This window comes from Mycobacterium lehmannii (genome assembly GCF_002245535.1).
GTDB lineage: Bacteria > Actinomycetota > Actinomycetes > Mycobacteriales > Mycobacteriaceae > Mycobacterium > Mycobacterium lehmannii.
On sequence record NZ_NKCN01000014.1, the window covers coordinates 87805 to 109084 of the forward strand.

The following is a 21280-nucleotide window of genomic DNA, read 5'->3' on the forward strand; positions in this document are numbered from 1 at the left end:
CGTGCCGACCATAGACATCGACAGCGATGCCGCGCACGAGGCGGCGCAGCGCGAGCTCGCAAAACCGATATATCCCAAGCCTTCCCTGACCGACCGGATCAGTGAATGGGTCGACGACCTGGTCTACCGGCTGGCTGCGGAAGGCTCATCGATACCGGGCGGCTGGGTGACGATCACCGTCCTGCTGATCCTGGTGGCCGTCGGGGTGGTTCTGGCGATCCGGATCGGGCGCCGGGCCATGCGAACGGGCCGCGGCCACACCGAGGCGTTGTTCGGCGAGCACGCTATGACCGCAGCACAGCATCGGGTGACCGCCGAACAGTGCGCAACGGCAGCGGACTGGGCCGCGGCGATCCGGCACCGGCTGCGGGCCGTCGCCCGACAGTTGGAGGAGACCGGTGTGCTCGACCCGGTCCCCGGCCGCACCGCCACCGAGCTTGCTCGTGACGCGGGCCGCCAGCTCCCGCATCTGAGTAATGAACTCGCTGCCGCGGCAACGGCATTCAATGACGTCACGTACGGCGAGATTCCGGGCACCGAGAAGGCCTACCGGCTGGTCGCCGACCTCGACGACCACGTGAGGTCGCGGGCTCCGGTGGCTGCCTCGACCCCTGTCACCCCCGGCGCGTCTGACGGGTGGGCCGAGATCCGATGACGACCGACACCGCCGTGGAGACGACGCTGCGCACACGATGGCGCGGAGCGCGCTGGGTCGTGCTGGGGTTGGCCGTCATCGTCGCATTCGCCGTACTCAGCGCCTACCTGACCGCACCTCGTCCCGGGGGATGGATGGACCCGAACTCCACCGGGCCGGACGGGGCGCGGGCCTTGATGACGTTGCTGGCCGAAAACGGGGTCGACGTCGTCGAAGCGCCCGACGTGGCCGCGGTGGAGGCGGCCGCGCGGCCCGACACCCTGCTTGTCGTGGTGCAGACCTATCACCTCGTCGACGAGGGAGTGCTCCAGCGTCTTGCGGCGCTCCCGGGTGATCGCCTGCTGGTGCAACCCAATTCGCGTACTCGCGAAGCACTGGCGCCCGAGGTGAAGCTGAGCGGAGCCACCACATTCGGCGGCGGGGAGCGCCCCGACTGCGACCTTCGTGAGGCCACCCGCGCCGGGGCCGTGCAGTTCAGCGTGAGCGACGCCTACGAGGCCGCCGGCGACGGCATCGACCTGACGCGCTGTTACGAAGGCGCGCTGGTCCGCTACATCGCCGACGGCCGGGACATCACGCTGGTCGGCGATTCCGGGTTCATGACGAACCGCGGCCTGCCCAAGGCGGGCAATGCGGCGCTCGCGATGAACCTCGCGGGCACGAATCCGCGGATGATCTGGTATGCGCCGCAGTTCACCGAGGGCGAATCCGACGGCGCGGCAAGCCTGTTCGACCTCGCACCCGAACACGTGGGCTGGATCCTGTGGCAACTGGTCGCAGTGGTGGTGCTACTCGCGCTCTGGAAGGGCCGCCGCATCGGTCCACTGGTCGCCGAACGCCTGCCCGTGGTCGTGCGAGCCTCCGAAACCGTGGAGGGGCGGGGCCGGCTCTACCGCTCGCGTCGTGCCCGCGACAGTGCGGCGGACGCGTTGCGCACCGCCGCGCTGCAGCGCATGCAGCCCCGCCTCGGCCTTGGCGTCAACCCCGATCCGGCCGCGGTGGTCCAGGCGGTGGCCGCACACAGCGGTGTCCATCCCCAGGCGGTCGCACACACCTTGTTCGGTCCCCCGCCCGGCGACGACGTCGAACTGGTCAACCTCGCACGCGAACTCGACAACATCGAAAGGCAGGTCGCACGCTCGTGACTCAGTCAGGCGGAAACGATTCCGCGCGAACCGCATTGCTGGCGCTGCGCGCCGAGATAGCCAAGGCGGTCGTCGGACAGGACGCCGTGGTCAGCGGACTGGTGATCGCGCTGCTGTGCCGCGGCCACGTTCTCCTGGAGGGGGTACCCGGCGTCGCCAAGACGCTGCTGGTGCGCACGCTGGCCTCGGCACTGCAGCTGGACTTCAAGCGCCTGCAGTTCACGCCCGATCTGATGCCCGGTGATGTCACCGGCTCACTGGTCTACGACGCGCGCACCGCGGAGTTCGAGTTCCGGTCCGGTCCCGTGTTCACCAACCTGCTGCTGGCCGACGAGATCAACCGGACGCCACCCAAGACGCAGGCCGCGCTGCTGGAGGCCATGGAGGAACGCCAGGTCAGCGTGGAGGGGGAAGCCCGTCGCCTGCCGGATCCGTTCATCGTTGCCGCCACCCAGAACCCGATCGAGTACGAGGGCACCTACCAACTGCCCGAGGCACAGCTGGACCGCTTCCTGCTCAAGCTCAACGTGCCGCTGCCGACACGCGAACAGGAGGTTGCGATCCTGAATCGACACGCGCACGGCTTCGACCCACGGGACCTGTCCCATGTGCGGCCCGTCGCGGGAGCGGCGGAGCTGGCGGCTGGGCGGGCCGCCGTGCGCGAAGTGCTGGTCGCCGACGAGGTGCTCGGCTACATCGTCGACATCTGCGCCGCGACAAGGCATTCACCGTCGCTGCAGTTGGGAGTCTCACCGCGCGGGGCGACCGCCCTGTTGGCGACGGCAAGGTCGTGGGCGTGGCTGTCGGGACGCAACTACGTGACTCCCGACGACGTGAAGGCGATGGCCCGTTCCACCCTGCGGCACCGCATCCAACTCCGGCCGGAAGCGGAGTTGGAGGGCGTCACACCCGACGGCGTGCTCGACGGGACGCTCGCGGCAGTGCCGGTGCCGCGCTAGTGATCCTCACCGGGCGCTCCGCGCTGGTCGCACTGGTGTGCGTCCTGCCGATCGCGGTCTCTCCCCGGCCCGCGTCCACGTTCGCCGTCCTGCTCGGTGCGCTCGTCGTACTGATCGCGCTCGACGCCGCCCTGGCGGGCAACACCCGCCGCGTGCGGTTCACCCGGTCCGGTGACACCACCGCCCGGCTTGGCCAAGACGTCACGGCCGTTCTGCACACCGATAACTCCGGCAGCCGGCGCATCAAGGGCGTCGTGCGCGACGCGTGGCCGCCGAGCGCGCGGGCCCATCCCCGTTTCCATCCGGTGAACCTGGCTGCGGGTCAACAACTTCGATTCCACACGACGCTGCGGCCGGTGCGCCGAGGCGACCAGGAATCGTCCTTGGTCACCGTCCGCGCCACCGGGCCGCTAGGGCTGGCCGGACGGCAGAGCTCGCACCGGGTGCCGTGGCGGATCCGGATTCTGCCGCCGTTCCTGTCCCGCAAGCACCTTCCCTCACGGCTGGCCAAACTTCGTGAGCTGGAAGGCAATACACCTGTCCTGATTCGCGGGCAGGGCACCGAGTTCGACTCGCTGCGCGAATACGTGATCGGCGACGACGTCAGGTCGATCGACTGGCGCGCGTCCGCCCGCCGCGCCGACGTGGTGGTAAGAACGTGGCGCCCGGAACGGGACCAGCGCGTGGTGATCGTGCTCGACACCTCGCGCACGTCGGCGGGCCGCGTCGGCATCGATCCCACCTCGAACGATCCGTCGGGGTGGCCGCGGCTGGACTGGTCGATGGACGCCGCGCTGCTGCTGGCCGCGCTGGCCTCGCGGGCAGGCGACCACGTCGACTTCGTGGCCCACGACCGGGTCACCAGGGCCGCGGTGTTCAACGCCTCGCGTACCGAGCTGCTCGCTCAGCTGGTCGCGGCGATGGCCCCGATCGAGCCGGCGCTGATCGAATCCGATGCGGGGGCGATGGTCGCCGCGGTGCTGCGCCGCGTCCGCAGGCACGCGCTGGTGGTGCTGCTCACCGACCTCAACGCGTCAGCGCTCGACGAGGGCCTGATGAATGTGCTTCCGCAGCTGACGGCCAAGCATGCGGTGCTCGTCGCCGCAGTGGCCGATCCCCGGGTCGAGGCGCTTGCCGCAGGCCGCGCCGACGCCCCGCAGGTCTACGACGCCGCAGCGGCCGAACGGGCGCGCAACGAGCGGCGTGCCATCGCGTCTCGGCTGCGGCGCCGGGGCGTCGATGTGGTCGACGCCGCACCCGAGGAGCTGGCGCCCGCCTTGGCCGACCACTACCTGGCTCTCAAGGCCACCGGCCGCCTCTAACCCACTGGGACGACGTCGGGTGCGTCCTCGACGTCTCCGGTCTCCCCGGCCCGCTCGGCCTTGCGCCCGAAGTAGAAGATGTAGGCCAGGAACGCGATCTCGGCGGCCACACCGATGGCGATGCGCGCGGCGGTCGGCAACGGCGACGGCGTCACGAGCGCCTCGATGAGGCCCGAGACCAGCAGGACCGCCACCAGCCCGCCCGCCACCGCGCCGATCGCACGCCCCTGCTCGGCGAGCACCTGTCCGCGCGGCCGGTCACCCGGTGAGATCACGTTCCAGCCCAGCCGCATACCCGCCCCGGCAGCCAGAAACACCGCGGTCAGTTCGAGCAGCCCGTGCGGTGTGATCAGACCGAGGAAGATATCGCCTTTGCCCGCGCCGAACATCAGTCCCGCCGCCACACCGAGGTTCGCGGCGTTCTGGAACACCACGTAGGGAATCGGAATGCCGAGCAGGATCGCAAAGCCGAGGCACTGCAACGCAATCCACGCGTTGTTCACCCAAACCTGCAGCGCAAACGAGCCCGCCGGGTGCTCGCTGTAGTACGCCGCGAAGTCGTTGTTGACCATCTGGTCGATCTCGTCGGCCGTTCCGATCATGGCCCGCACTTCCGGGCTGCCCGAAACCCACACCGCGATCACGGCGGCCACCGCGAAGAACGCGAAGGCCGTGCTCAGCCACCACCACCGCGACCGATAGGCGACGACGGGGAACGACACGGTCCAGAACCGCACGAACTCACGCCACAGCGGGGCGTGCGCGCCCGTCACCGCGGCTCGCGCCTGCGCGACCAGCCCCGAGAGCCGGCCGACGATCACCGGGTCCGCGTTCGCGGTGCGCACGATCGACAGGTGCGTCGACACGCGCTGGTAAAGATCGACCAGCTCGTCGACCTCGGGTCCGGTGAGCTCTCGACGCCGCTTGATCAGGTGCTCGAGCCGGTCCCACGTCGGACGGTGCGCGAGCACGAACGCGTCGACATCCACGCGGTGAATCCTAGTAGCGTTGGCGCTTATGGTCTGGCAGCAGGAACCCGTCGTGACCGGCGACGCGGTGGTCCTCGACGTCCAGATCGCCCAGCTCCCCGTGCGTGCAGTCGCCGCGCTGATCGACATCACCGTGGTGTTCCTGCTCTACCTGATCGGCATCCTGCTCTTTAGCCTGACGCTGACCCAGTTGGACCCTGCGCTGTCGGCGGCCGTGCTGATCATTTTCACCGTGCTCGCCCTGCTCGGATATCCGCTCATTTTCGAGACCGCGACCCGGGGGCGTTCGCTGGGCAAGATGGCGATGGGCCTTCGGGTGGTGTCCGAAGACGGCGGCCCAGAACGGTTCCGGCAGGCGTTCTTCCGCGCGCTGTCCGGCGTGATCGAGATCTGGATGCTGGCCGGTGGTCCGGCGGTGATCAGCAGCCTGGTGTCGGCCAAAGGGAAGCGGCTCGGTGACATCTTCGCGGGCACCATCGTGATCAGTGAGCGCACACCGCGGATGTCGCCTCCCCCGCCGATGCCGCCGCAGTTGGCGTGGTGGGCATCGTCGTTGCAGCTCTCCGGGCTGCAGCGGGAACAGGCTGAGCTGGCGCGCCAGTTCCTCGGTCGCGCAGCGCAATTGCATCCAACGGTGCGCGATCAGATGGCGTACCGCATCACCGCCGACGTCGTCGCGCAGATCTCCCCGCCCCCGCCTCCGGGGACACCGCCGCACCTGGTGCTCGCCGCGGTGCTGGCCGAGCGCCACCGCCGCGAACTGGCCCGCCTGCAGGTGACGCCTGCACCGCCGCCATGGCCCGGGCCTCCACCGTCGCCCGGTGGGTATTCATCACCACCGCAGCGGTATTCGGCGCCACCCGATCCCGGCGGCTTCGCACCACCGGGCTGAGGGAGTCCACCCGATATCAACCGGTGATCCAGTTGCCGTGGAAGCCGTAGGGAACCCGTTGCGGTAGCGCGATTCTCGCTACCGGCGGACCGGCGAAGTCGGCGGCATCGATGATGACGAGATCGCTGCCGTCGCGCGCAGGATCGTATACGTAGCCGAGGTACCAGCCGCTGCTCTCGTCGGCGGCACCCGATGACGACGGAACGAACACCGCCTCACCTGGGCCGCCGGGTGCACCGGGGGTTCCGAATGCATGCTCGACCGCGTGGCCCGTGGTCAGGTCGTAGCGCAGCAGACGACCGTCGCCGACCACCACGGTGTAGCGCGCGGGCAGTGTCGCCAGCCGGTCGTCGATGCGCGGGAACTCGACCGGGCGGTCGTCGAGTTGGCGCTCGGTGACGGTGTCGGCCGACAGGTCGATCGTCCACGTCCACAGCACAGCGTCGGCCTCGAAACCATCGGTGCCACGCCACAACTCGGGATATCGGACCGCCTGCAGCACAATCGAACTCCCGTCGTCGTAGGCGTTGGCGACGTGGAAGACGTAGCAGGGTTCGATGTCGAACCACCGCACCTCGCCGAAGGGGTCATCGCGGCGCAGCACACCGAGGCGGGCGCCGTAGTCGTCGTTCCAGCGGTAGGGCATCTCGTCGTTGCCCTTCATCGCGATGTCGAAGTCGAACACGATCGGCAGATCCATGAACACCACGTGGGAAGCGGTCAGGGCGAAGTCGTGCATCATCGTCAGGGCGGGCACCTCGAGCGGCCGGTTGACGGTCAATTCGCCGTTGGCATCGGCGCGGTGGTAGGTGACGTGCGGCGCAAAGATGTTGCCGTATCCGAAGAAGTGCAGTTCGCCGGTCCGCGGGCAGATCTTGGGGTGAGCGGTCATGGAGTCCTGCAGCTTGCCGCCGAAGTCGTACGCGCCGACCGTCTCCAAATCGTTGGTGATCTCGTAGGGCAGCGACGATTCCACGAGTGCCAGCGTTTTGCCCGCGTGGTTGACGACGTGGGTGTTGGCCACACTCGAGCGCAGGTTGCGGGTGCCATCGGCGTTGTAAAGTCCGAAGTCCTCGATGAAGCTGTCGGTGCGCACCCAGCGGTTGCGATACCACTTGGCGCGGCCGTCCTCGATACGGACGCCGTGGATCATGCCGTCGCCGGTGAACCAGTGCGCGGCGGCCTGGCGCGGGTTCGGGCCGTTGCGCAGATACCAACCGTCGAGTTCGGCCGGGATGGCGCCCTTTACGGGCAGGTCGTACTCGGTCAGTTCGTCTGCGACGGGCGCATAGTTGCCGCGCCTGAAGAACTCGTCCGCGCCGAAGAGCGTGGATTCCGTCGTCTCGGTCATGGGATCTCCTTGTGTGCAGCGATAGGGCCACACTGACATGTCAATAGTGACCTGTCAATAGTGGATGTACGATTACGCGGTGAGTTTGCGAATCGCCGCGCTGGGCCTGCTCGCCGAGAAGCCGGGCAGCGGATACGACCTGCTGAAGCTCTTCGAGGAATCGCTGGCCAATGTCTGGCCCGCCACCCAGAGCCAGCTCTACGGCGAGCTGAACAAGCTCGCCGATGCCGGGCTGATCGAGGTCGCCGCGATCGGCCCGCGGGGACGCAAGGAGTACCAGATCACCGACGCGGGGCGAGCCGAACTGCGGCGGTGGATCAGCAACCCCCAGGACGATCCGCCTTTTCGCAGTACGAGCCTTCTGCGGGTTTTCCTGCTCGGCGAGATCCCCCGCGAGCAGGCGCGCGCGCAACTGACGGAGATGGCCGAACGTGCCGACGCCGAGGTCAAGCGCCTCGAAGCGCTGCGCGACTCGATCGACTGGGGCGACGACGAGAGGCCGGACTTCGGGCTGGCGGCCCTGGACTACGGACTGCGTATGCACACGATGCACGCGGAGTGGGCCCGTTCGGTGATCGGGCAGATCGACGCCCACATCGGCTAGATCGACTGACCCGAAGAGCCGCCTCGTCGGAATACGCCCGGCGGGCAGGGTGTACGGATTGAGTATGCAAACCTTGCCGCTGGGCACAATCCATGTCGGACGCGTCGGCTTCGGCGCGATGCAACTGCCAGGTCCGGGTGTCTTCGGACCTCCGCGCGATCGCGAGCAGGCGCTGGCCGTGCTGCGTCGGGTGGTCGAGCTCGGTATCAACCACATCGACACCTCGCAGTTCTACGGACCCGACGTCGCCAATGAACTGATTCGCGAGGCGCTGCATCCTTACCCCGCCGATCTCGCTCTGGTCAGCAAGGTGGGTGCTCGCCGCGACGACGTCGGCGCGTGGCTGCCCGCACAGCAGCCCGACGAACTGCGGGCCGACATCGAAAAGAACCTCCGCACGCTCGAGACCGACCGGCTGGCGGCGGTCAACCTGCGCATCCATTCCGACGACCCCACTGCGGCGGCGGTGGTCGACCGGGAGCTGTTCGACCGGCAGCTGACCGCGATGATCAAGGCGCGCGACGAAGGTCTGATCGGCGGCATCGGGTTGAGCGGCGTCGGCGTCGACCATCTGCGGATCGCGCTGGACCGCACCGAGATCGTCTGTGTGCAGAACGCCTACAACCTCATCGACCGCAGCTCGCAGCCGGTGCTCGACGCGTGTATCGAGCGCGGTATCGCGTTCGTGCCGTTCTTCCCGCTGGGCTCGGGCTTCGTCGCCGACAACCCGGTGTTGGGGCATCCGGCGGTCAAGCTGGAGGCCGAAAAGCTCGGGCACACACCGGCCCAGATCGTGCTCGCGTGGACGCTGAACGTCGCACCGAACGTGCTGCTGATCCCCGGCACGTCGTCGGTGGCCCATCTCGAGGAGAACACGGCGGTCGCCGGCATCGAACTCGACGACGAAACCAAACGCGACCTCGACGCCGCCGGCTAATCGACGTCGACCCAGTCCAGGGTGCGCTGCACCGCTTTCTGCCAACCGGCATAACCGGATTCGCGCTGCTCGTCGCTCCACGACGGCGTCCAGCGCTTGCCTTCCTGCCAGTTGGCCCGCAGGTCGTCTGCGTTCTCCCAGAACCCGACCGCCAAGCCGGCAGCATAGGCCGCGCCCAGCGCAGTGGTCTCGGCGACGACGGGCTTGACCACGTCGACACCGAGCACGTCGGCCTGGATCTGCATGCACAGATCGTTGGCGGTGATACCGCCGTCGACCTTGAGAAGCTCCATGTGCACACCGGAATCGGCTTCCATCGCGTCGACGACGTCACGGCTCTGGTAGCAGATCGCCTCCAGTGTCGCGCGGGCCAGGTGCGCGTTCGTGTTGTACCGCGACAGCCCGACGATCGCGCCGCGGGCATCCGAACGCCAGTACGGCGCAAAGAGTCCGGAGAACGCAGGCACGAAGTAGACGCCCCCGTTGTCGTCGACCTGGCGGGCCAGAGACTCGCTCTGCGCCGCGCCGCTGATGATGCCGAGCTGATCACGCAGCCACTGCACGGCCGAACCGGTGACCGCGATCGAACCCTCAAGGGCGTAAACGGGTTTCGCGTCGCCGAACTGGTAGCACACCGTGGTCAACAGCCCGTTGTCCGACCGGACGATCTTCTCGCCGGTGTTGAGAAGAAGGAAATTGCCTGTGCCGTAGGTGTTCTTGGCCTCGCCCGCACTCAGGCACACCTGCCCGACCATGGCCGCCTGCTGGTCGCCGAGCGCTCCGGTCAGCGGCACCTGGCCGGCAAGGGGCCCGTCGTCGCGGGTAATGCCGTAGGACTCCGGGCAGGACGACGGCTTGATCTCCGGCAGCATCTGCCGCGGTATGTCGAAGAACGACAACAACTCGTCGTCCCAGTCGAGCGTTTCCAGGTTCATCAGCATGGTGCGGCTGGCGTTGGTGACGTCGGTGACGTGCACCCCGCCGCGGGTCCCTCCGGTCAGGTTCCACAACACCCACGAGTCCGGAGTCCCGAACAGCGCGTCGCCGTTCTCGGCGTCGCGCCGTACGCCGTCGACGTTCTCCAGAATCCATTGGACCTTGCCCGCCGAGAAGTAGGTCGCAGGCGGCAGGCCGGCCTTGCCGCGGATCACGTCGCCGCGACCGTCGCGGTCCAGTGCCGAGGCGATGCGGTCGGTGCGGGTGTCCTGCCACACGATCGCGTTGTAATACGGTCTGCCGGTCCGCTTGTTCCACACCAGCGCCGTCTCGCGCTGGTTCGTGATGCCGAGCGCGGCGAGGTCGGTCGCCGACAAGTTCGTCTTGTTGAGCGCGGACATGAGGACGGCCGCGGTGCGCTCCCAGATCTCGACGGGATTGTGCTCGACCCACCCGGCTTTCGGCAGGATCTGTTCGTGCTCGAGCTGATGGCGACCGATCTCGGCGCCGCCGTGGTCGAAGATCATGCATCGAGTACTGGTGGTGCCCTGATCGATCGCGGCGATGAACTCGGCGTTTCCGGCCAACTCGCACTCCCCTCTTGCTGCGGTCCGTCGTCCATCATGGACTACATGGCCGAAATGCCCGCCGGGATTGCAGCCGGAACGCTGAGCGCATCCAAGATCGACCGCATGCCGCGCGGCGGACCCGACGCGTCATGCCTGGACCGCCTGTTGCAAACCGATCGGCTCGAGTATCTGGACCGCGCCTCCGACGCGTCGGTCGACGCCGCCCGCAAGCGCAGCGTGATCCGCGCGCTCGAGTGGACCGGAGGATGCTTCGGCAGCACCGAGCGGTTCGCCGAGATCGCCCTCGCCGAGGTCGAGGACGTCGCGGACCCTAAGATCCTCGAACTCGGCGCGGGTCACGGGGCGCTGTCGCGCACGCTGCTCGACTGGCACCCCTCGGCGCGGTTGACCGTCACCGACGTCGACGCGGCGAACGTGACGGCGATGGCCGCCGGCGACCTCGGGCAGAATCCCCGCGCGACTGTCCGTGAGATGGATGCCGCGGCGATCGACGCCCCTGATGCCTCGTTCGACCTCGCGGTGTTCGCGCTGTCGTTTCACCACCTGCCGCCGGCCGCGGCGGCGCGGGCGATCTCGGAAGGCACCCGGGTGGCAGCCAAGCTGGTCGTCATCGATCTGCCGCGACCGCCGTCGCCGCTGCATCTGGTGCGCCTGGCGACCATGCTGCCGTTCGTTCCATTGCTGCCGTTCGTACACGACGGCGTGATCAGCTCGCTGCGCTCTTACAGTCCGTCGGCGCTGCGGGCGCTGGCCGCGTATGCCGACCCCGCGATCGCGGTCGAGCTACGCGGCGGATTGTTGAGCCCTCAGGTCGTCGTGGCTCAACGCGGCGCCCCGGATCCGTTGCGACCGAACGGCCAACGCTGATAGCCGAGCTCGATGAAGGCATCGAGCACGTCGTACAGACCCGGATGGCGCGCCAGCAGAGACCCAATCATCCTCACGCCGAGGGTGATACCCGTCTTTTCACTTGTCAAACGTCAATCGGTGCAGGTCAGGTTCGCGGACGGGTGAACCGATGTAGAAGCCACGCAACCGGAATCGTCAGTATCAGTGTCACGACGAACAACACCACCACCGAACCGGTGTACACCCGCCACTGCAGCACCGACACCATCGCGATCTCCATCACGATCACGTGCAGCAGGAAGATCTCGTAGGAGATCTCACCGAGCCACACCATCGGCCTGCTGCTGAGTAGCCCTGCGTACCAGCCCGTGTCGCCGAGGGCCAACGGCGCGACAACCAGCGTCGCGATCGCCGCGTAGAACATCACCTTGGCGATGTCCTCTCCGAGATCGAGCGCAGGAGCGTCGATGCGCCCGGCGATCGGCGTCGACACCACCAGGTACGCCGCCACCGCCAGCGGCAGTGCGACCACTGCATAACACCGAAAACCGGTGCGCGCCAGCACGCTGAGGGCCATACCGCCCACGAACCACACGAGGTAGTGCGGAAGCCACAACCCCGCGCCGTTGGGCAGCCAGTCCGTTGTGTGGATGACCAAGAGCCACAGCGGGCTCAGCGCACCCAGCACCGCCAGCGCGGCCAGCAGTACACCGGGGCGCCACTTACGCCGGCACAGGATGATCAGCAGTAGGTAGGCCAGCACCGGCAGCGCCGCGTAGAACGCCACTTCGACCGCGAGACTCCACATCTGGGTCAACCCTTGATGCATGTATGCGGTGATGTACTCGCGGCTGTAGATCTGGGTGAGCGTGAGGTTGCGGAACAGGCCGTGCCAGGTGTGGCCGGGATTGGGCTCGATGGGCCGGAACTCGTACAGCGCGAACGCCAGCAACACCGTCACCGCATAGGCCGGCATGATGCGCCGCACCCGATTTCGGGCGTACCGGCGTATCGGTGGCGGCGCGGCACCCGTCGCCGTCGCGCGCACCCATCCGTTGAACAATAGAAACCCCGACAGTACGAAGAAGATCGCGACGCCGATCTCCATACGTGCGAACATCAGCCCGACGTATCCGCGGTTGTAGGCGCCGGTGCCGTACGCGGCATGGGTGGCCATGACCAGCAATGCGGCGACGGCTCGAATACCGGTGAGCGATGCGACGCGGTCGACCCGCGAGACCTGTTCCAGGCCTCCTTGGTCGACGTCGCTCGGTGCCGAGCTCACCCGGCCAGTATGCCGGTCAGGCGCGGCCTCAGGTGGCCATCACCACGCGTTCGTTCGGCACGCAGTGCGTCATCTTCAACCCCTCGACATCACGCGGGCCGTTCTTGCCGAGGTTCTGTCGGCGCTTTCCTCGTCCTATGAAAGAGTCTGGGATTTCAGCGGTTCCAGGTCGCGCACATCGTCGACCGAGATCCCGAGGCCTTCGCCGACCCGGAGGCCGAGTTCGTCGTCGCACATGAAGAAGTGCCACACCATCCGCTCCTGCACTTCACGGGCGGCATCGGAGATGTTGGTGACGAAATTGGCGACCAGGTCGTCTTTCTCCCACTGCTCCATCAACTGGTAGCGCTGGCCGGCCTGCTCGTAGTCGTTGGTGCGCGAAATGCGTTTGCGCGTCAGGCGCCCCGAGATCTCCAGGCCCACGTCGTCGCTAACCTCGCCGCCTACCCACCGGCGCCGGCATCAAACCGTGACCGAGGAACCGCGCTCCAACTCGATGATCCGGTCGGACAGGCCGCGGCGCTTCATCTCGTCGACGAAGTCGGACAGCGGGGACGCGAACACCCCGTAGTCGTCGAAATGCACCGGGATCATCTTGGGAAGGTTCAGCAGTTCGACCACGTCGGCGCCCTGTTGTCCGTCCATCGTCACGGTCAGCCCGAACGGCAGGTGCCTGCCGAACGGCAGCCGGGTACCGCCCAGGTGCAGCACGCCGACGTCGATCGATTCGAATCGAACTGGTATTTCCCGTAGTTCGTCGACGAGTAGGGTGTCGCCGGAGACGTAGAGCCTGCGGCGGGCAGTGCCGTCGGAGAACTCGATCATGCTGCCCATCACCGGCGGCAGGAACCGGTCGACCGGAGTGGGCGCGTGCCGACCCGGCAGCGAGGTGACGGTGACGCTCACCGTCCCCTTGGTGATCGTGTGCTGCTGCCAGGTGTCGAGCGCCAGCGACCGGCCGAACCCGCGATGGGTCAGCCGTTTGGCGGCGTGCGGAGTGGTCACGATCGGGAGATCGTGGTCGAGACGGCTCTGCGTCACGCGGTCCCAGTGGTCGCCGTGCATATGCGACAGCACCACCGCGTCGAGGGCCGGCAACTGCTCGATGTCCAGCGCCGGTCCTTTGAGCCGCTTGGACAGCAGCCCGTACCCGAGGTAGGCGTGCTGCCCCTGGTGCAGGAAGTTCGGGTCGGTCAACAGGGTGATTCCGCCGCCGGCGATCAGCGTGGTGGCGGTGCCGATGAAGGTGACGGTGACGTCCATCTGCCTCACCTACCCACCGCGGCGCCGTTTATGCGCGCCGCATCTCCCGCGAGTGACCGCACAATGCTCGCGAATCGCGGCATGTCCAGGTACAGACACGGACGCTCGCCGACGATGGACAATGGCGATGTGGGTGAGGAAGTGAAGGGCACCGGTTACAGCGGCGCGCACCGCCGGGAGTACCGCCGCAAGGTGCAGCAGTGCCTCGACGTCTTCGAGACGATGCTCGCCCAGTCGAGCTTCGACTTCGAGCGGCCGCTGACCGGGATGGAGATCGAGTGCAACCTCGTCGACTCGGCCTACCAGCCCGCGATGAGCAACGCCGAGGTCCTGCGCGCGATCGCCGATCCGGCGTATCAGACCGAATTGGGCGCTTACAACATCGAATTCAATGTGCCGCCGCGGCGGTTGCCCGGGCGCGCCGCGCTCGACCTGGAGACCGATGTCCGGGCGAGCCTCAATGCGGCCGAGACGAAGGCCAACCGGCACGACGCGCACATCGTGATGATCGGGATTTTGCCGACGTTGCTGCCCGAGCACCTCGCGGGCCGGTGGATGAGCGAGTCGACGCGGTACCAGGCGCTCAACGACTCGATCTTCACCGCCCGCGGCGAGGACATCCTGATCGACATCGTCGGACCGGAACGGCTGAGCCTGCAGACCGCCACCATCGCACCCGAGTCGGCGTGTACGAGCATGCAATTGCACCTTCAGGTGTCGCCGGGCGACTTCGCGCAGAACTGGAACGCCGCTCAGGTGCTGGCCGGTCCGCAGGTGGCGCTGGGCGCCAACTCCCCGTACTTCTTCGGCCACGAACTGTGGGCCGAGACCCGCATCGAGCTGTTCGCCCAGGCCACCGACACCCGGCCCGACGAACTCAAGGCCCAAGGCGTCCGGCCGCGGGTGTGGTTCGGGGAACGCTGGATCACGTCGATCTTCGACCTGTTCGAGGAGAACGTGCGCTACTTCCCGTCGCTGCTGCCCGAGCTGTCCGATGAGGACCCGGTCCGTGAGCTCGCCGAGGGCCGCACGCCCAGGCTCTCCGAGCTGCGGCTGCACAACGGCACCATCTACCGGTGGAACCGGCCGGTGTACGACGTCGTGAACGGCCGCCCGCATCTGCGCGTGGAAAACCGGGTGCTGCCCGCGGGCCCGACCGTCGTCGACATGATGGCCAACGCCGCCTTCTACTACGGCACGCTGCGGGCGCTGTCCGAGGAGGAGCGGCCGCTGTGGACGAAGATGAGTTTTGCTGCGGCACAACATAATTTCGTCACCGCCGCCCAGCACGGTATGGATACCCGGCTGTACTGGCCCGGCTACGGCGAGGTGACCGCCGACGAGTTGGTACTGCGCGAACTTCTGCCCATGGCCGACGAGGGCTTGCGCCGCTGGGAGGTCGCCGCCGAGGTGCGCGACCGGTACCTCGGGGTCGTCGAGGGACGCGCCAAGACCGGCCGCAACGGCGCCACCTGGCAGGTCGCGACGGTGCGCGCGCTGCAGGAGCGCGGTATGGCGCGGCCCGTCGCGCTCGCGGAGATGCTGCGCCGCTACTGCGAGCGCATGCACAGCAACGAACCCGTCCACACCTGGGGCGAGGGATTCGACGAGTGAGAGTGGCCGTGCGCGGTTTCTTGTTGCCGTCACTGGTGCTGCTGGCGCTGGCGACCGGCTGCCACGGCGGTCAGCACGCGCGCGCGGACACCGTCGACGCCGTGCTGGATCGCCCCTTCGTGCTCGCAGGCGGACAGCAAGCCGACATCGCCGGCGAGCCGCTGCGACTACGGTTCACCGAGGTACCGGAGGATTCGCGGTGCCCGACCGAGGTCGAGTGCTTCTGGACTGGGCAGGCGCGAGTCGTCGTCGTGGTCGACGACGGGCGATCCGGCGAGCAGACCGTCGAGTTCAATACCAACCCCGCGCCCGGGCAGAACCGGCAGACCGTGCAGACCGGCGATTACGCACTCACGTTGCAGGCGCTCGACCCGTATCCCCGCACACCCGAGGACATCCCGCCCCTGTCGGATTACCGGGCGACGCTGCTGGTGCGCCTGACCGCTTGACCCCTCACCTCGCGGCGGCCAGGGCCGCGGCGAACCGCGCGAGCTCCTCTTCGGTGACGTCCACATGCGGTGACGCCCGCAGCACCGGCGTGGTCATCTCGAACGGGGCTCGCTGCACATCGGCGAACGTGGTGACGATGCGGTGTTCGGCGATCAGCCAGTCGCGGACCTTGCGCGGATCGGCGCCGTCGGTGGGGACCAGCGTGGTGATCGCGGTCGATTCATCGCGCGACTCGACGACCCGCCATCGGTCGAGGGCGGCCACGGCGTCGCGGGTCATGCGGCCCACCTCTGCCAGCCGGGCCCGCACCGGGGCCGGTCCGTCGGCCAGATGCTCTCCGAGCGCCACCGAGAAGCCCACGCGGGCAGCGATATTCGCCTCGCTGTGCTCCAAGCGCTGCAGGACGGACAGGGGCAGGTTCCACTCCGGCGGCGGCAGGCGTGGGCGCAGCCGCTCCGCGAGCTCGCGATGGATGCCAAGGAACCCCACGCCCCGCGGGCCGGCGATCCACTTGCGCGACGAACCGTAGATCGCCGCAGGTGTCACCGCGCAGTCCAGATGCCCCAGCGCCTGGGCAGCGTCGACGACCAGCGGCACACCGAGTTCGCGGCACGTGGCGGCCAGCGCCGACACCGGCTGCGCCAGCCCGCGGTGACTGGCCAGCGCCGTCAGGTGCACCAGCGCGGGCGGGTCGGTGCCCAGTTGGCGCGTTGCCGCCGGGACGTCGAGTCGCCCGTGGTCGTCGGCGGGCAGCGCGCGGACGGCGAAACCGTTGGCGGCCATGATCGCCAGGTTCGGCCCGTACTCGCCGGGCAGGCAGGCCAGGGTCCGCTGTCCGGGCCACGCGCCGAGCAGCAGGTCCAACGCGTTGTTCGCGCCGGTGGTGAACACGAAGTCGGTGCTCGCCAAACCGGTCAGGGCGGCGAGCGCGGCGCGTCCGGCGTCGAGCACCGGGACGGCCGCCTCGGCTGCGACGTAACCGCCGACTTCTGCTTCGTGGCGCGCGTGCTGCACGGCCGCGTCGATCGCCGCGACGCTCTGACGCGAACAGGCGGCGCTGTCCAGGTGGATTCCGGCCACCGCAGGCCTGGCCGCCCGCCACCGATCGGCGAGGCTCATTTCGTCGACAGCGACAGGCCGAAGTCGCCAGCGGCGTCGGTCCACCAATGGGTCATCCGAAGCCCGGCGGCGCCGAGTTCGGCTTCCACACCCTCGCGCCGGAATTTGCAGGACACCTCGGTCAGCATCGCCTCACCGGCGTCGAACTCGACTGTCAGCTCGAGATCGCGCACGCGCACCCGTTGCGCTTCGGTGGCGCGCAGCCACATTTCGATGCGCTCGTCACCGGCGTTCCACACCGCGACGTGTGCGAACTTCTCGAGGTCGAAATCGGCGTCCAGCTCACGGTTGACGACGGCGAGCACGTTGCGGTTGAAGCGCGCGGTCACCCCCGCGCTGTCGTCGTACGCGCGCACCAACCGGTCGGCGTCCTTCACCAGATCGGTGCCCAACAGCAGGCTGTCGCCGGGTTGCAGGGTGTCGGAAAGGGCGGCGAGGAAGTCGCCGCGCGGGCCTGCGGTGAGGTTGCCGATCGTCGAGCCGAGGAACGCGACCAGGCGGCGCCCGACATGGGGGATCTTGTCCAGATGCTTCTCGAAATCCCCGCAGACGGCTTCGATCTCGAGGCCGGGATACTCGGTCTGTAACGCCGAACCCGCGGCGGCCAGCACGCTCGCGTCGACGTCGAACGGGATGAAACGGCGCAACGACCCGCGGTCACGTAGCGCGTCGAGCAGCATGCGGGTCTTCTCCGACGTGCCGCTGCCCAGTTCGACCAGTGTGTCGGCGCCGGAGGCCGCGGCGATGTCGGCCGATCGGTTTCTGAGGATCTCGGCCTCGGCACGCGTCGGGTAGTACTCGGGCAACCGCGTGATCTGATCGAACAGGTCACTGCCAATCGCATCGTAGAACCACTTGGGCGGCAATGACTTCGGTCTCGACGTCAAGCCGTCGAGAACGTCGCGGCGCAGCGCGTTCGCTGCCGAGTCCGCCGACAGGTGGTTCGACAACGACAGCGCGCCCGCGTGATCCGCTCCCCGCGCCATCAGGCTCCTTTCAGTGCGGCGAGTTGCACGCCTGACGGTGTGACCTCGACGAGGTACCGGTCCGGGATCTCCTCCCAGGCGGGGTCGTCGTCGTACGGCTCGCTGGCCAGGACCACGCCGTCGGGACGTCGCAGCACGGACAGCGTGTCGCCCCATGTCGTGGCGACCAGTCGTGATCCGTTGCCCGCCAGAATGTTCAGCCGCGCGTTCGGGTCGGTCGCGGCGACCTCGACGATGGTGTCGCCCAGCGCGTCCAGCCCGCGGTCGAAGATGAGCGCGGCGAGCAGGGCGCTGTCGTTGGTGGACTCGGCAGCGGCCGACAGCGGGAGCACGTCGCGGTCGACGAGTCCGTTGTGGGAGAGCAGCCAATGCCCGTCGGTGAACGGTGCGACCGCGGTCGCCTCGATCGGCATGCCGATGCTTGCAGATCGCACCGCGGCGACGATACAACCGCTGCGTAGCGCGGGCGCGACCGAGGCGAGCGAGGCGTCCCCCCACATCGGCGTCGCGCTGCGCCAGCGCCGCGGTGTCGCGCCGTCGAAGAAACCCACACCCCACCCGTCGGCGTTCATCAGCCCGTGTTTCTGCCTGCGCGGTGAATACGACTGCACCAGAAGGCCGTTAGCGGGCTCAAGGGTCAGCGACGCCACCGAAACCGGTGCGCCGAGCCACCCGAGATGCCTGCACATCACGCGTCCCAAGCCAGTCGGACGCCCGAGAAGATCTGACGTCGGATCGGGTGGTCCCAGTTGCGGAAACTGGGCCGCAGGATCGTCGACGCGACCGCCCACGATCCGCCGCGCAGCACGTTGTAGTCGCCAGCCCCAACACCTTCGAAGAAGGGCTGAGAGTAGCGGTCGTAGATCATCGGCGTGAATCCCGGCCATGGGCGCAGCGGCGACGTCGTCCACTCCCACACGTCGCCCAGCATCTGTTCGGCGCCGTAGGCCGACGCGCCGGCCGGGTAGGCGCCGACGGGCGCCGGACGCAGCGCGTCGCCGCCGAGGTTGGCCAGCGCCGCGGTGGGTTCCGTTGTGCCCCACGGATAACGCCGACGCGCGCCGACGGCCGGGTCCCACGCGCAGGCCTTCTCCCATTCCACCTCGGTGGGCAGCCGGGCGCCCGCCCACGCTGCGTAGGCCTCGGCTTCGAAGAACGTGACGTGCTGGACCGGCTCGGCTTCGGGGATCTCCTCGACGTGGCCGAACCGGGTGCGGGTTCCGTCCGGATTCCAGAACTGCGGCGCCGTCAGATCCGCTTCGTTCCGGTGCTGCCAACCGCGCTCCGACCACCACCGGGGTTGGTCATATCCGCCGTCGTCGATGAACCTGCGCCATTCGCCGTTGGTGACCGGGACGCGTCCGATGCGGAAGGCGGGTACGTCGACGACGTGTGCCGGGCGTTCGTTGTCCAGTGAGTACGGTTCGGTGGTCGCGTCGACGCCGAGCACGAACTCGCCCCCGGGCACCAGGACCGATGTGCCCGCGACGTCCTGGCGGCCTTCGGGAAGCGCACCTCCGGTGTCGAGCAACGGTGGCCCGGTTCGCAGGCTCAGCGCCTGCAGCATGGTTTCGTCGTGCTGGTTCTCGTGGCTGATCACCAGGCCGAAGGCGAAACCGGGATCGTCGTCGGGTAGGACGTCCAGCGTGTCGAGTACCTTGTCGCGCACCGTCGCGCAATACGCCCTGGCATCCGAGGGCGGAAGCAGCGGCAGGTTCACGCGGCTGGCGCGGGAGTTGACGAACGCGTCGTAGAGACGTTCGACGTCGGGGCTCAGCATGCCGGGCCGCTCCGGGTTTCCGTCGCGCAGCAGCCACAGCTCCTCCTGCTGCCCGATGTGCGCGAGGTCCCACACCAACGGGCTCATCAGCGGGCTGTACTGACGGCCCAGCTCCGCGTCGTCGAAGTCGACGAGACGCAGCGTGCGCTGACGTGCCCTGGTGAGTTCGCGCGCGATGGTTTCGCGAGGTGTCACAGTTCCCCTCGTGCCAGTTGCGTGACCGCGGGCGCGATCCCGTGTCGTGCGGCGCGGTCGCGGAAGTCGTCGGCCGGACAGCGTCCCCGTTCGACCGAACGCACCAACCGCTGCATCGATTCCGCGAGCTCGGCAGGCGCGCGTTCGGCGGCCGCCCGCACGCACCGCTGCGCGGCTTCCTGCAACCGGGGGTCGGCCAGGCCGATGTGGGCGGCCTGATCCCATGCGGTGGCGACGGGTTCGGTGGCGTCGGCGGCCAGCTCGGTGGCTGTCGGGTCGTCGAGCAGGGTGACCAGCGTGAACGCGACCGCAGGCCAGATGGTGTCCGGCACGCTGTCGAGATAGCGGATCTCCAGCCACTGCCGCGGGCGGACCGGAGGGAACAATGTGGTCAGGTGATAGTCGAGGTCGGCGGCGGTGGGACGGCGGCCGCCGAGCGCAACCCGCCCGTCGGCCCAGTCGGCGAACGGCACCCAGTCGGGGACCGGTTCGGCGTCGGCGTCGGCGTGGTTGACGAGCATCACCGGAGCTTTCATCGCATACCGGGCCCAGTCGCTGGCCGGGTCCTCGCCGTTCTCGCCGAGGACCGGGCCGCAGCGGGCCGAATCCAGGTGGCTCCACACGCGCTGGCGAGCCGACTGCCAGCCGGGGTTTTCTCCGCTCAGCAGCGGTGAGTTCGCGGTGATCGCGATCATCGTCGGCCCGAGCGCATGCGCGAGCCGCACCCGGTCCGCCCAGCCGTCACGGGGGCCCGCATCGAGGTTGACCTGCACCGAAGCGGTCGAGGTCATCATCGCGGCACCGGCGGCGGGGGTTCCGCTGGCGGCGAAGAACGCCTCCATCGCGCGGTACCGCGCGCCCGGGTTGACTCGCTGTGGCGGCCGCAGCGGATCGGCGCCCAGCGACACCAACCCGAACCCGGCGCCGGCGAACGCAGCGCACAGCACGATGCGGTCGCCGACCATCGCGTCGATCGCGGCGAGCGGTCCCGCGAGCGGCGGACCAGACAGTTCCACGGCGCCGCCGGGTTCGACGGTGACCCGGCTGCCCCCCGGTAGTGGTGGCAGGCCGGCGATGGTGGCGGTGAGCTCGTCCCAGCCGGGCCTGCGCGTGGGATCGGTCAGATCGAAGCAGTGCGCCTCGATCTCGAGTCCGACCCGGCCCACCGGGCCGTCGCGCAGACAACCGGCGCCGACCTGGCGAGCAGCGGCATCGGGGCTGGTCAGCTCGGTGCAGGGGCTGGGTGGCGGGTGCGCGTCGCTTACCTCGGACGTGATGGTGAAGGTCATTCCAACCATCCCCTTCCGGGAGTGGACCGCTCGCCCCTTCCACCATCTTCCAGACGGGACCGACAAATCC

21 protein-coding genes are annotated in these 21280 nt (G+C 68.4%); 10 read left to right on the forward strand and 11 right to left on the reverse strand.

What is annotated here, in order from left to right:
* Nucleotide 1: 1 nt before the first annotated feature.
* From CEX87_RS16725 to CEX87_RS16740, 4 genes are read left to right on the forward strand one after another with little or no spacing between them, the layout of a single operon-like run.
* Nucleotides 2-655 (forward strand): DUF4129 domain-containing protein, encoded by a 654-nt coding sequence (locus CEX87_RS16725; protein WP_064427394.1) that lies wholly within the window; start codon nucleotides 2-4, stop codon nucleotides 653-655.
* On the forward strand, nucleotides 652-1800 hold the full coding sequence (locus CEX87_RS16730) for a DUF4350 domain-containing protein (protein WP_094288188.1): 1149 nt from the start codon (nucleotides 652-654) through the stop codon (nucleotides 1798-1800). Before CEX87_RS16725 ends, CEX87_RS16730 begins: the two co-directional genes overlap by 4 nt.
* A complete protein-coding gene (locus CEX87_RS16735; RefSeq protein WP_064399347.1) occupies nucleotides 1797-2759 on the forward strand; it encodes an AAA family ATPase in 963 nt (320 codons plus the stop codon). Before CEX87_RS16730 ends, CEX87_RS16735 begins: the two co-directional genes overlap by 4 nt.
* Entirely contained in the window at nucleotides 2759-4081 is a 1323-nt protein-coding gene (locus CEX87_RS16740; RefSeq protein WP_094288140.1) for a DUF58 domain-containing protein, read from the forward strand. The genes CEX87_RS16735 and CEX87_RS16740 overlap by 1 nt, the downstream gene beginning before the upstream one ends.
* Here the strand turns inward: CEX87_RS16740 and CEX87_RS16745 are convergent.
* The gene (locus CEX87_RS16745; RefSeq protein WP_064427393.1) at nucleotides 4078-5070 is read right to left on the reverse strand and encodes a stage II sporulation protein M; all 993 of its coding nucleotides are present in this window, start codon (nucleotides 5068-5070) and stop codon (nucleotides 4078-4080) included. The two genes, CEX87_RS16740 and CEX87_RS16745, sit on opposite strands and share 4 nt — an antisense overlap.
* Nucleotides 5071-5098: 28 nt before the next feature.
* Here CEX87_RS16745 and CEX87_RS16750 point away from each other — a divergent pair, with 28 nt between their 5' ends.
* Nucleotides 5099-5962 carry an RDD family protein gene (locus CEX87_RS16750; protein WP_064427392.1) on the forward strand — a complete coding sequence of 288 codons (864 nt, stop codon included), beginning with the start codon at nucleotides 5099-5101 and terminating at the stop codon, nucleotides 5960-5962.
* 16 nt (nucleotides 5963-5978) lie between these two features.
* On the opposite strand, the gene CEX87_RS16755 is transcribed toward CEX87_RS16750, so the two are convergent.
* Nucleotides 5979-7313 (reverse strand): carotenoid oxygenase family protein, encoded by a 1335-nt coding sequence (locus tag CEX87_RS16755; RefSeq protein ID WP_064427391.1) that lies wholly within the window; start codon nucleotides 7311-7313, stop codon nucleotides 5979-5981.
* Nucleotides 7314-7392: 79 nt separating this feature from the next.
* Here CEX87_RS16755 and CEX87_RS16760 point away from each other — a divergent pair, with 79 nt between their 5' ends.
* Together CEX87_RS16760 and CEX87_RS16765 are read left to right on the forward strand one after the other, a co-directional pair.
* Nucleotides 7393-7917, forward strand: a complete 525-nt coding sequence (locus tag CEX87_RS16760; protein ID WP_082695090.1) for a PadR family transcriptional regulator — start codon at nucleotides 7393-7395, stop codon at nucleotides 7915-7917.
* A gap of 64 nt (nucleotides 7918-7981) precedes the next feature.
* Nucleotides 7982-8854 (forward strand): oxidoreductase, encoded by an 873-nt coding sequence (locus CEX87_RS16765; RefSeq protein WP_064419233.1) that lies wholly within the window; start codon nucleotides 7982-7984, stop codon nucleotides 8852-8854.
* Here the strand turns inward: CEX87_RS16765 and glpK are convergent.
* Nucleotides 8851-10317, reverse strand: coding sequence for a glycerol kinase GlpK (gene glpK, locus CEX87_RS16770; RefSeq protein ID WP_064399354.1), 1467 nt, complete (start codon nucleotides 10315-10317; stop codon nucleotides 8851-8853). The two genes, CEX87_RS16765 and glpK, sit on opposite strands and share 4 nt — an antisense overlap.
* Before the next feature lie 96 nt (nucleotides 10318-10413).
* On the opposite strand from glpK, the gene CEX87_RS16775 reads away from it, so the two are divergent.
* Nucleotides 10414-11247 (forward strand): methyltransferase domain-containing protein, encoded by an 834-nt coding sequence (locus CEX87_RS16775; protein WP_165595978.1) that lies wholly within the window; start codon nucleotides 10414-10416, stop codon nucleotides 11245-11247.
* A 127-nt stretch (nucleotides 11248-11374) separates the two neighbouring features.
* Here CEX87_RS16775 and CEX87_RS16780 read toward each other — a convergent pair whose 3' ends face one another.
* The 3 genes from CEX87_RS16780 to CEX87_RS16790 all read right to left on the reverse strand — a co-directional run bounded on the left by CEX87_RS16780 (nucleotide 11375) and on the right by CEX87_RS16790 (nucleotide 13777).
* Nucleotides 11375-12514, reverse strand: a complete 1140-nt coding sequence (locus tag CEX87_RS16780) for an acyltransferase family protein (protein ID WP_094288142.1) — start codon at nucleotides 12512-12514, stop codon at nucleotides 11375-11377.
* Nucleotides 12515-12649: 135 nt separating this feature from the next.
* Nucleotides 12650-12937, reverse strand: coding sequence for a catalase-related domain-containing protein (locus tag CEX87_RS16785; protein WP_233151413.1), 288 nt, complete (start codon nucleotides 12935-12937; stop codon nucleotides 12650-12652).
* Between the two features lie 39 nt (nucleotides 12938-12976).
* Entirely contained in the window at nucleotides 12977-13777 is an 801-nt protein-coding gene (locus CEX87_RS16790) for an MBL fold metallo-hydrolase (protein WP_064425363.1), read from the reverse strand.
* A 129-nt stretch (nucleotides 13778-13906) separates the two neighbouring features.
* On the opposite strand from CEX87_RS16790, the gene CEX87_RS16795 reads away from it, so the two are divergent.
* A complete protein-coding gene (locus CEX87_RS16795) occupies nucleotides 13907-15391 on the forward strand; it encodes a hypothetical protein (protein ID WP_064397879.1) in 1485 nt (494 codons plus the stop codon).
* 2 nt (nucleotides 15392-15393) lie between these two features.
* Nucleotides 15394-15840, forward strand: a complete 447-nt coding sequence (locus CEX87_RS16800; protein ID WP_233151414.1) for a hypothetical protein — start codon at nucleotides 15394-15396, stop codon at nucleotides 15838-15840.
* A gap of 4 nt (nucleotides 15841-15844) precedes the next feature.
* Here CEX87_RS16800 and egtE read toward each other — a convergent pair whose 3' ends face one another.
* Genes egtE through egtA form a run of 5 tightly spaced genes read right to left on the reverse strand, consistent with a single transcriptional unit; the run spans nucleotide 15845 to nucleotide 21210 of the window.
* Nucleotides 15845-16960 (reverse strand): ergothioneine biosynthesis PLP-dependent enzyme EgtE, encoded by a 1116-nt coding sequence (gene egtE / locus CEX87_RS16805; RefSeq protein WP_094288144.1) that lies wholly within the window; start codon nucleotides 16958-16960, stop codon nucleotides 15845-15847.
* On the reverse strand, nucleotides 16957-17946 hold the full coding sequence (egtD, locus tag CEX87_RS16810; protein ID WP_064425932.1) for an L-histidine N(alpha)-methyltransferase: 990 nt from the start codon (nucleotides 17944-17946) through the stop codon (nucleotides 16957-16959). The genes egtE and egtD overlap by 4 nt, the downstream gene beginning before the upstream one ends.
* On the reverse strand, nucleotides 17946-18635 hold the full coding sequence (egtC, locus tag CEX87_RS16815; protein ID WP_064425931.1) for an ergothioneine biosynthesis protein EgtC: 690 nt from the start codon (nucleotides 18633-18635) through the stop codon (nucleotides 17946-17948). Before egtC ends, egtD begins: the two co-directional genes overlap by 1 nt.
* Entirely contained in the window at nucleotides 18635-19921 is a 1287-nt protein-coding gene (gene egtB, locus CEX87_RS16820; protein ID WP_064425930.1) for an ergothioneine biosynthesis protein EgtB, read from the reverse strand. Before egtB ends, egtC begins: the two co-directional genes overlap by 1 nt.
* Entirely contained in the window at nucleotides 19918-21210 is a 1293-nt protein-coding gene (gene egtA, locus CEX87_RS16825; protein WP_094288146.1) for an ergothioneine biosynthesis glutamate--cysteine ligase EgtA, read from the reverse strand. Before egtA ends, egtB begins: the two co-directional genes overlap by 4 nt.
* Between the last annotated feature and the right edge of the window lie 70 nt (nucleotides 21211-21280).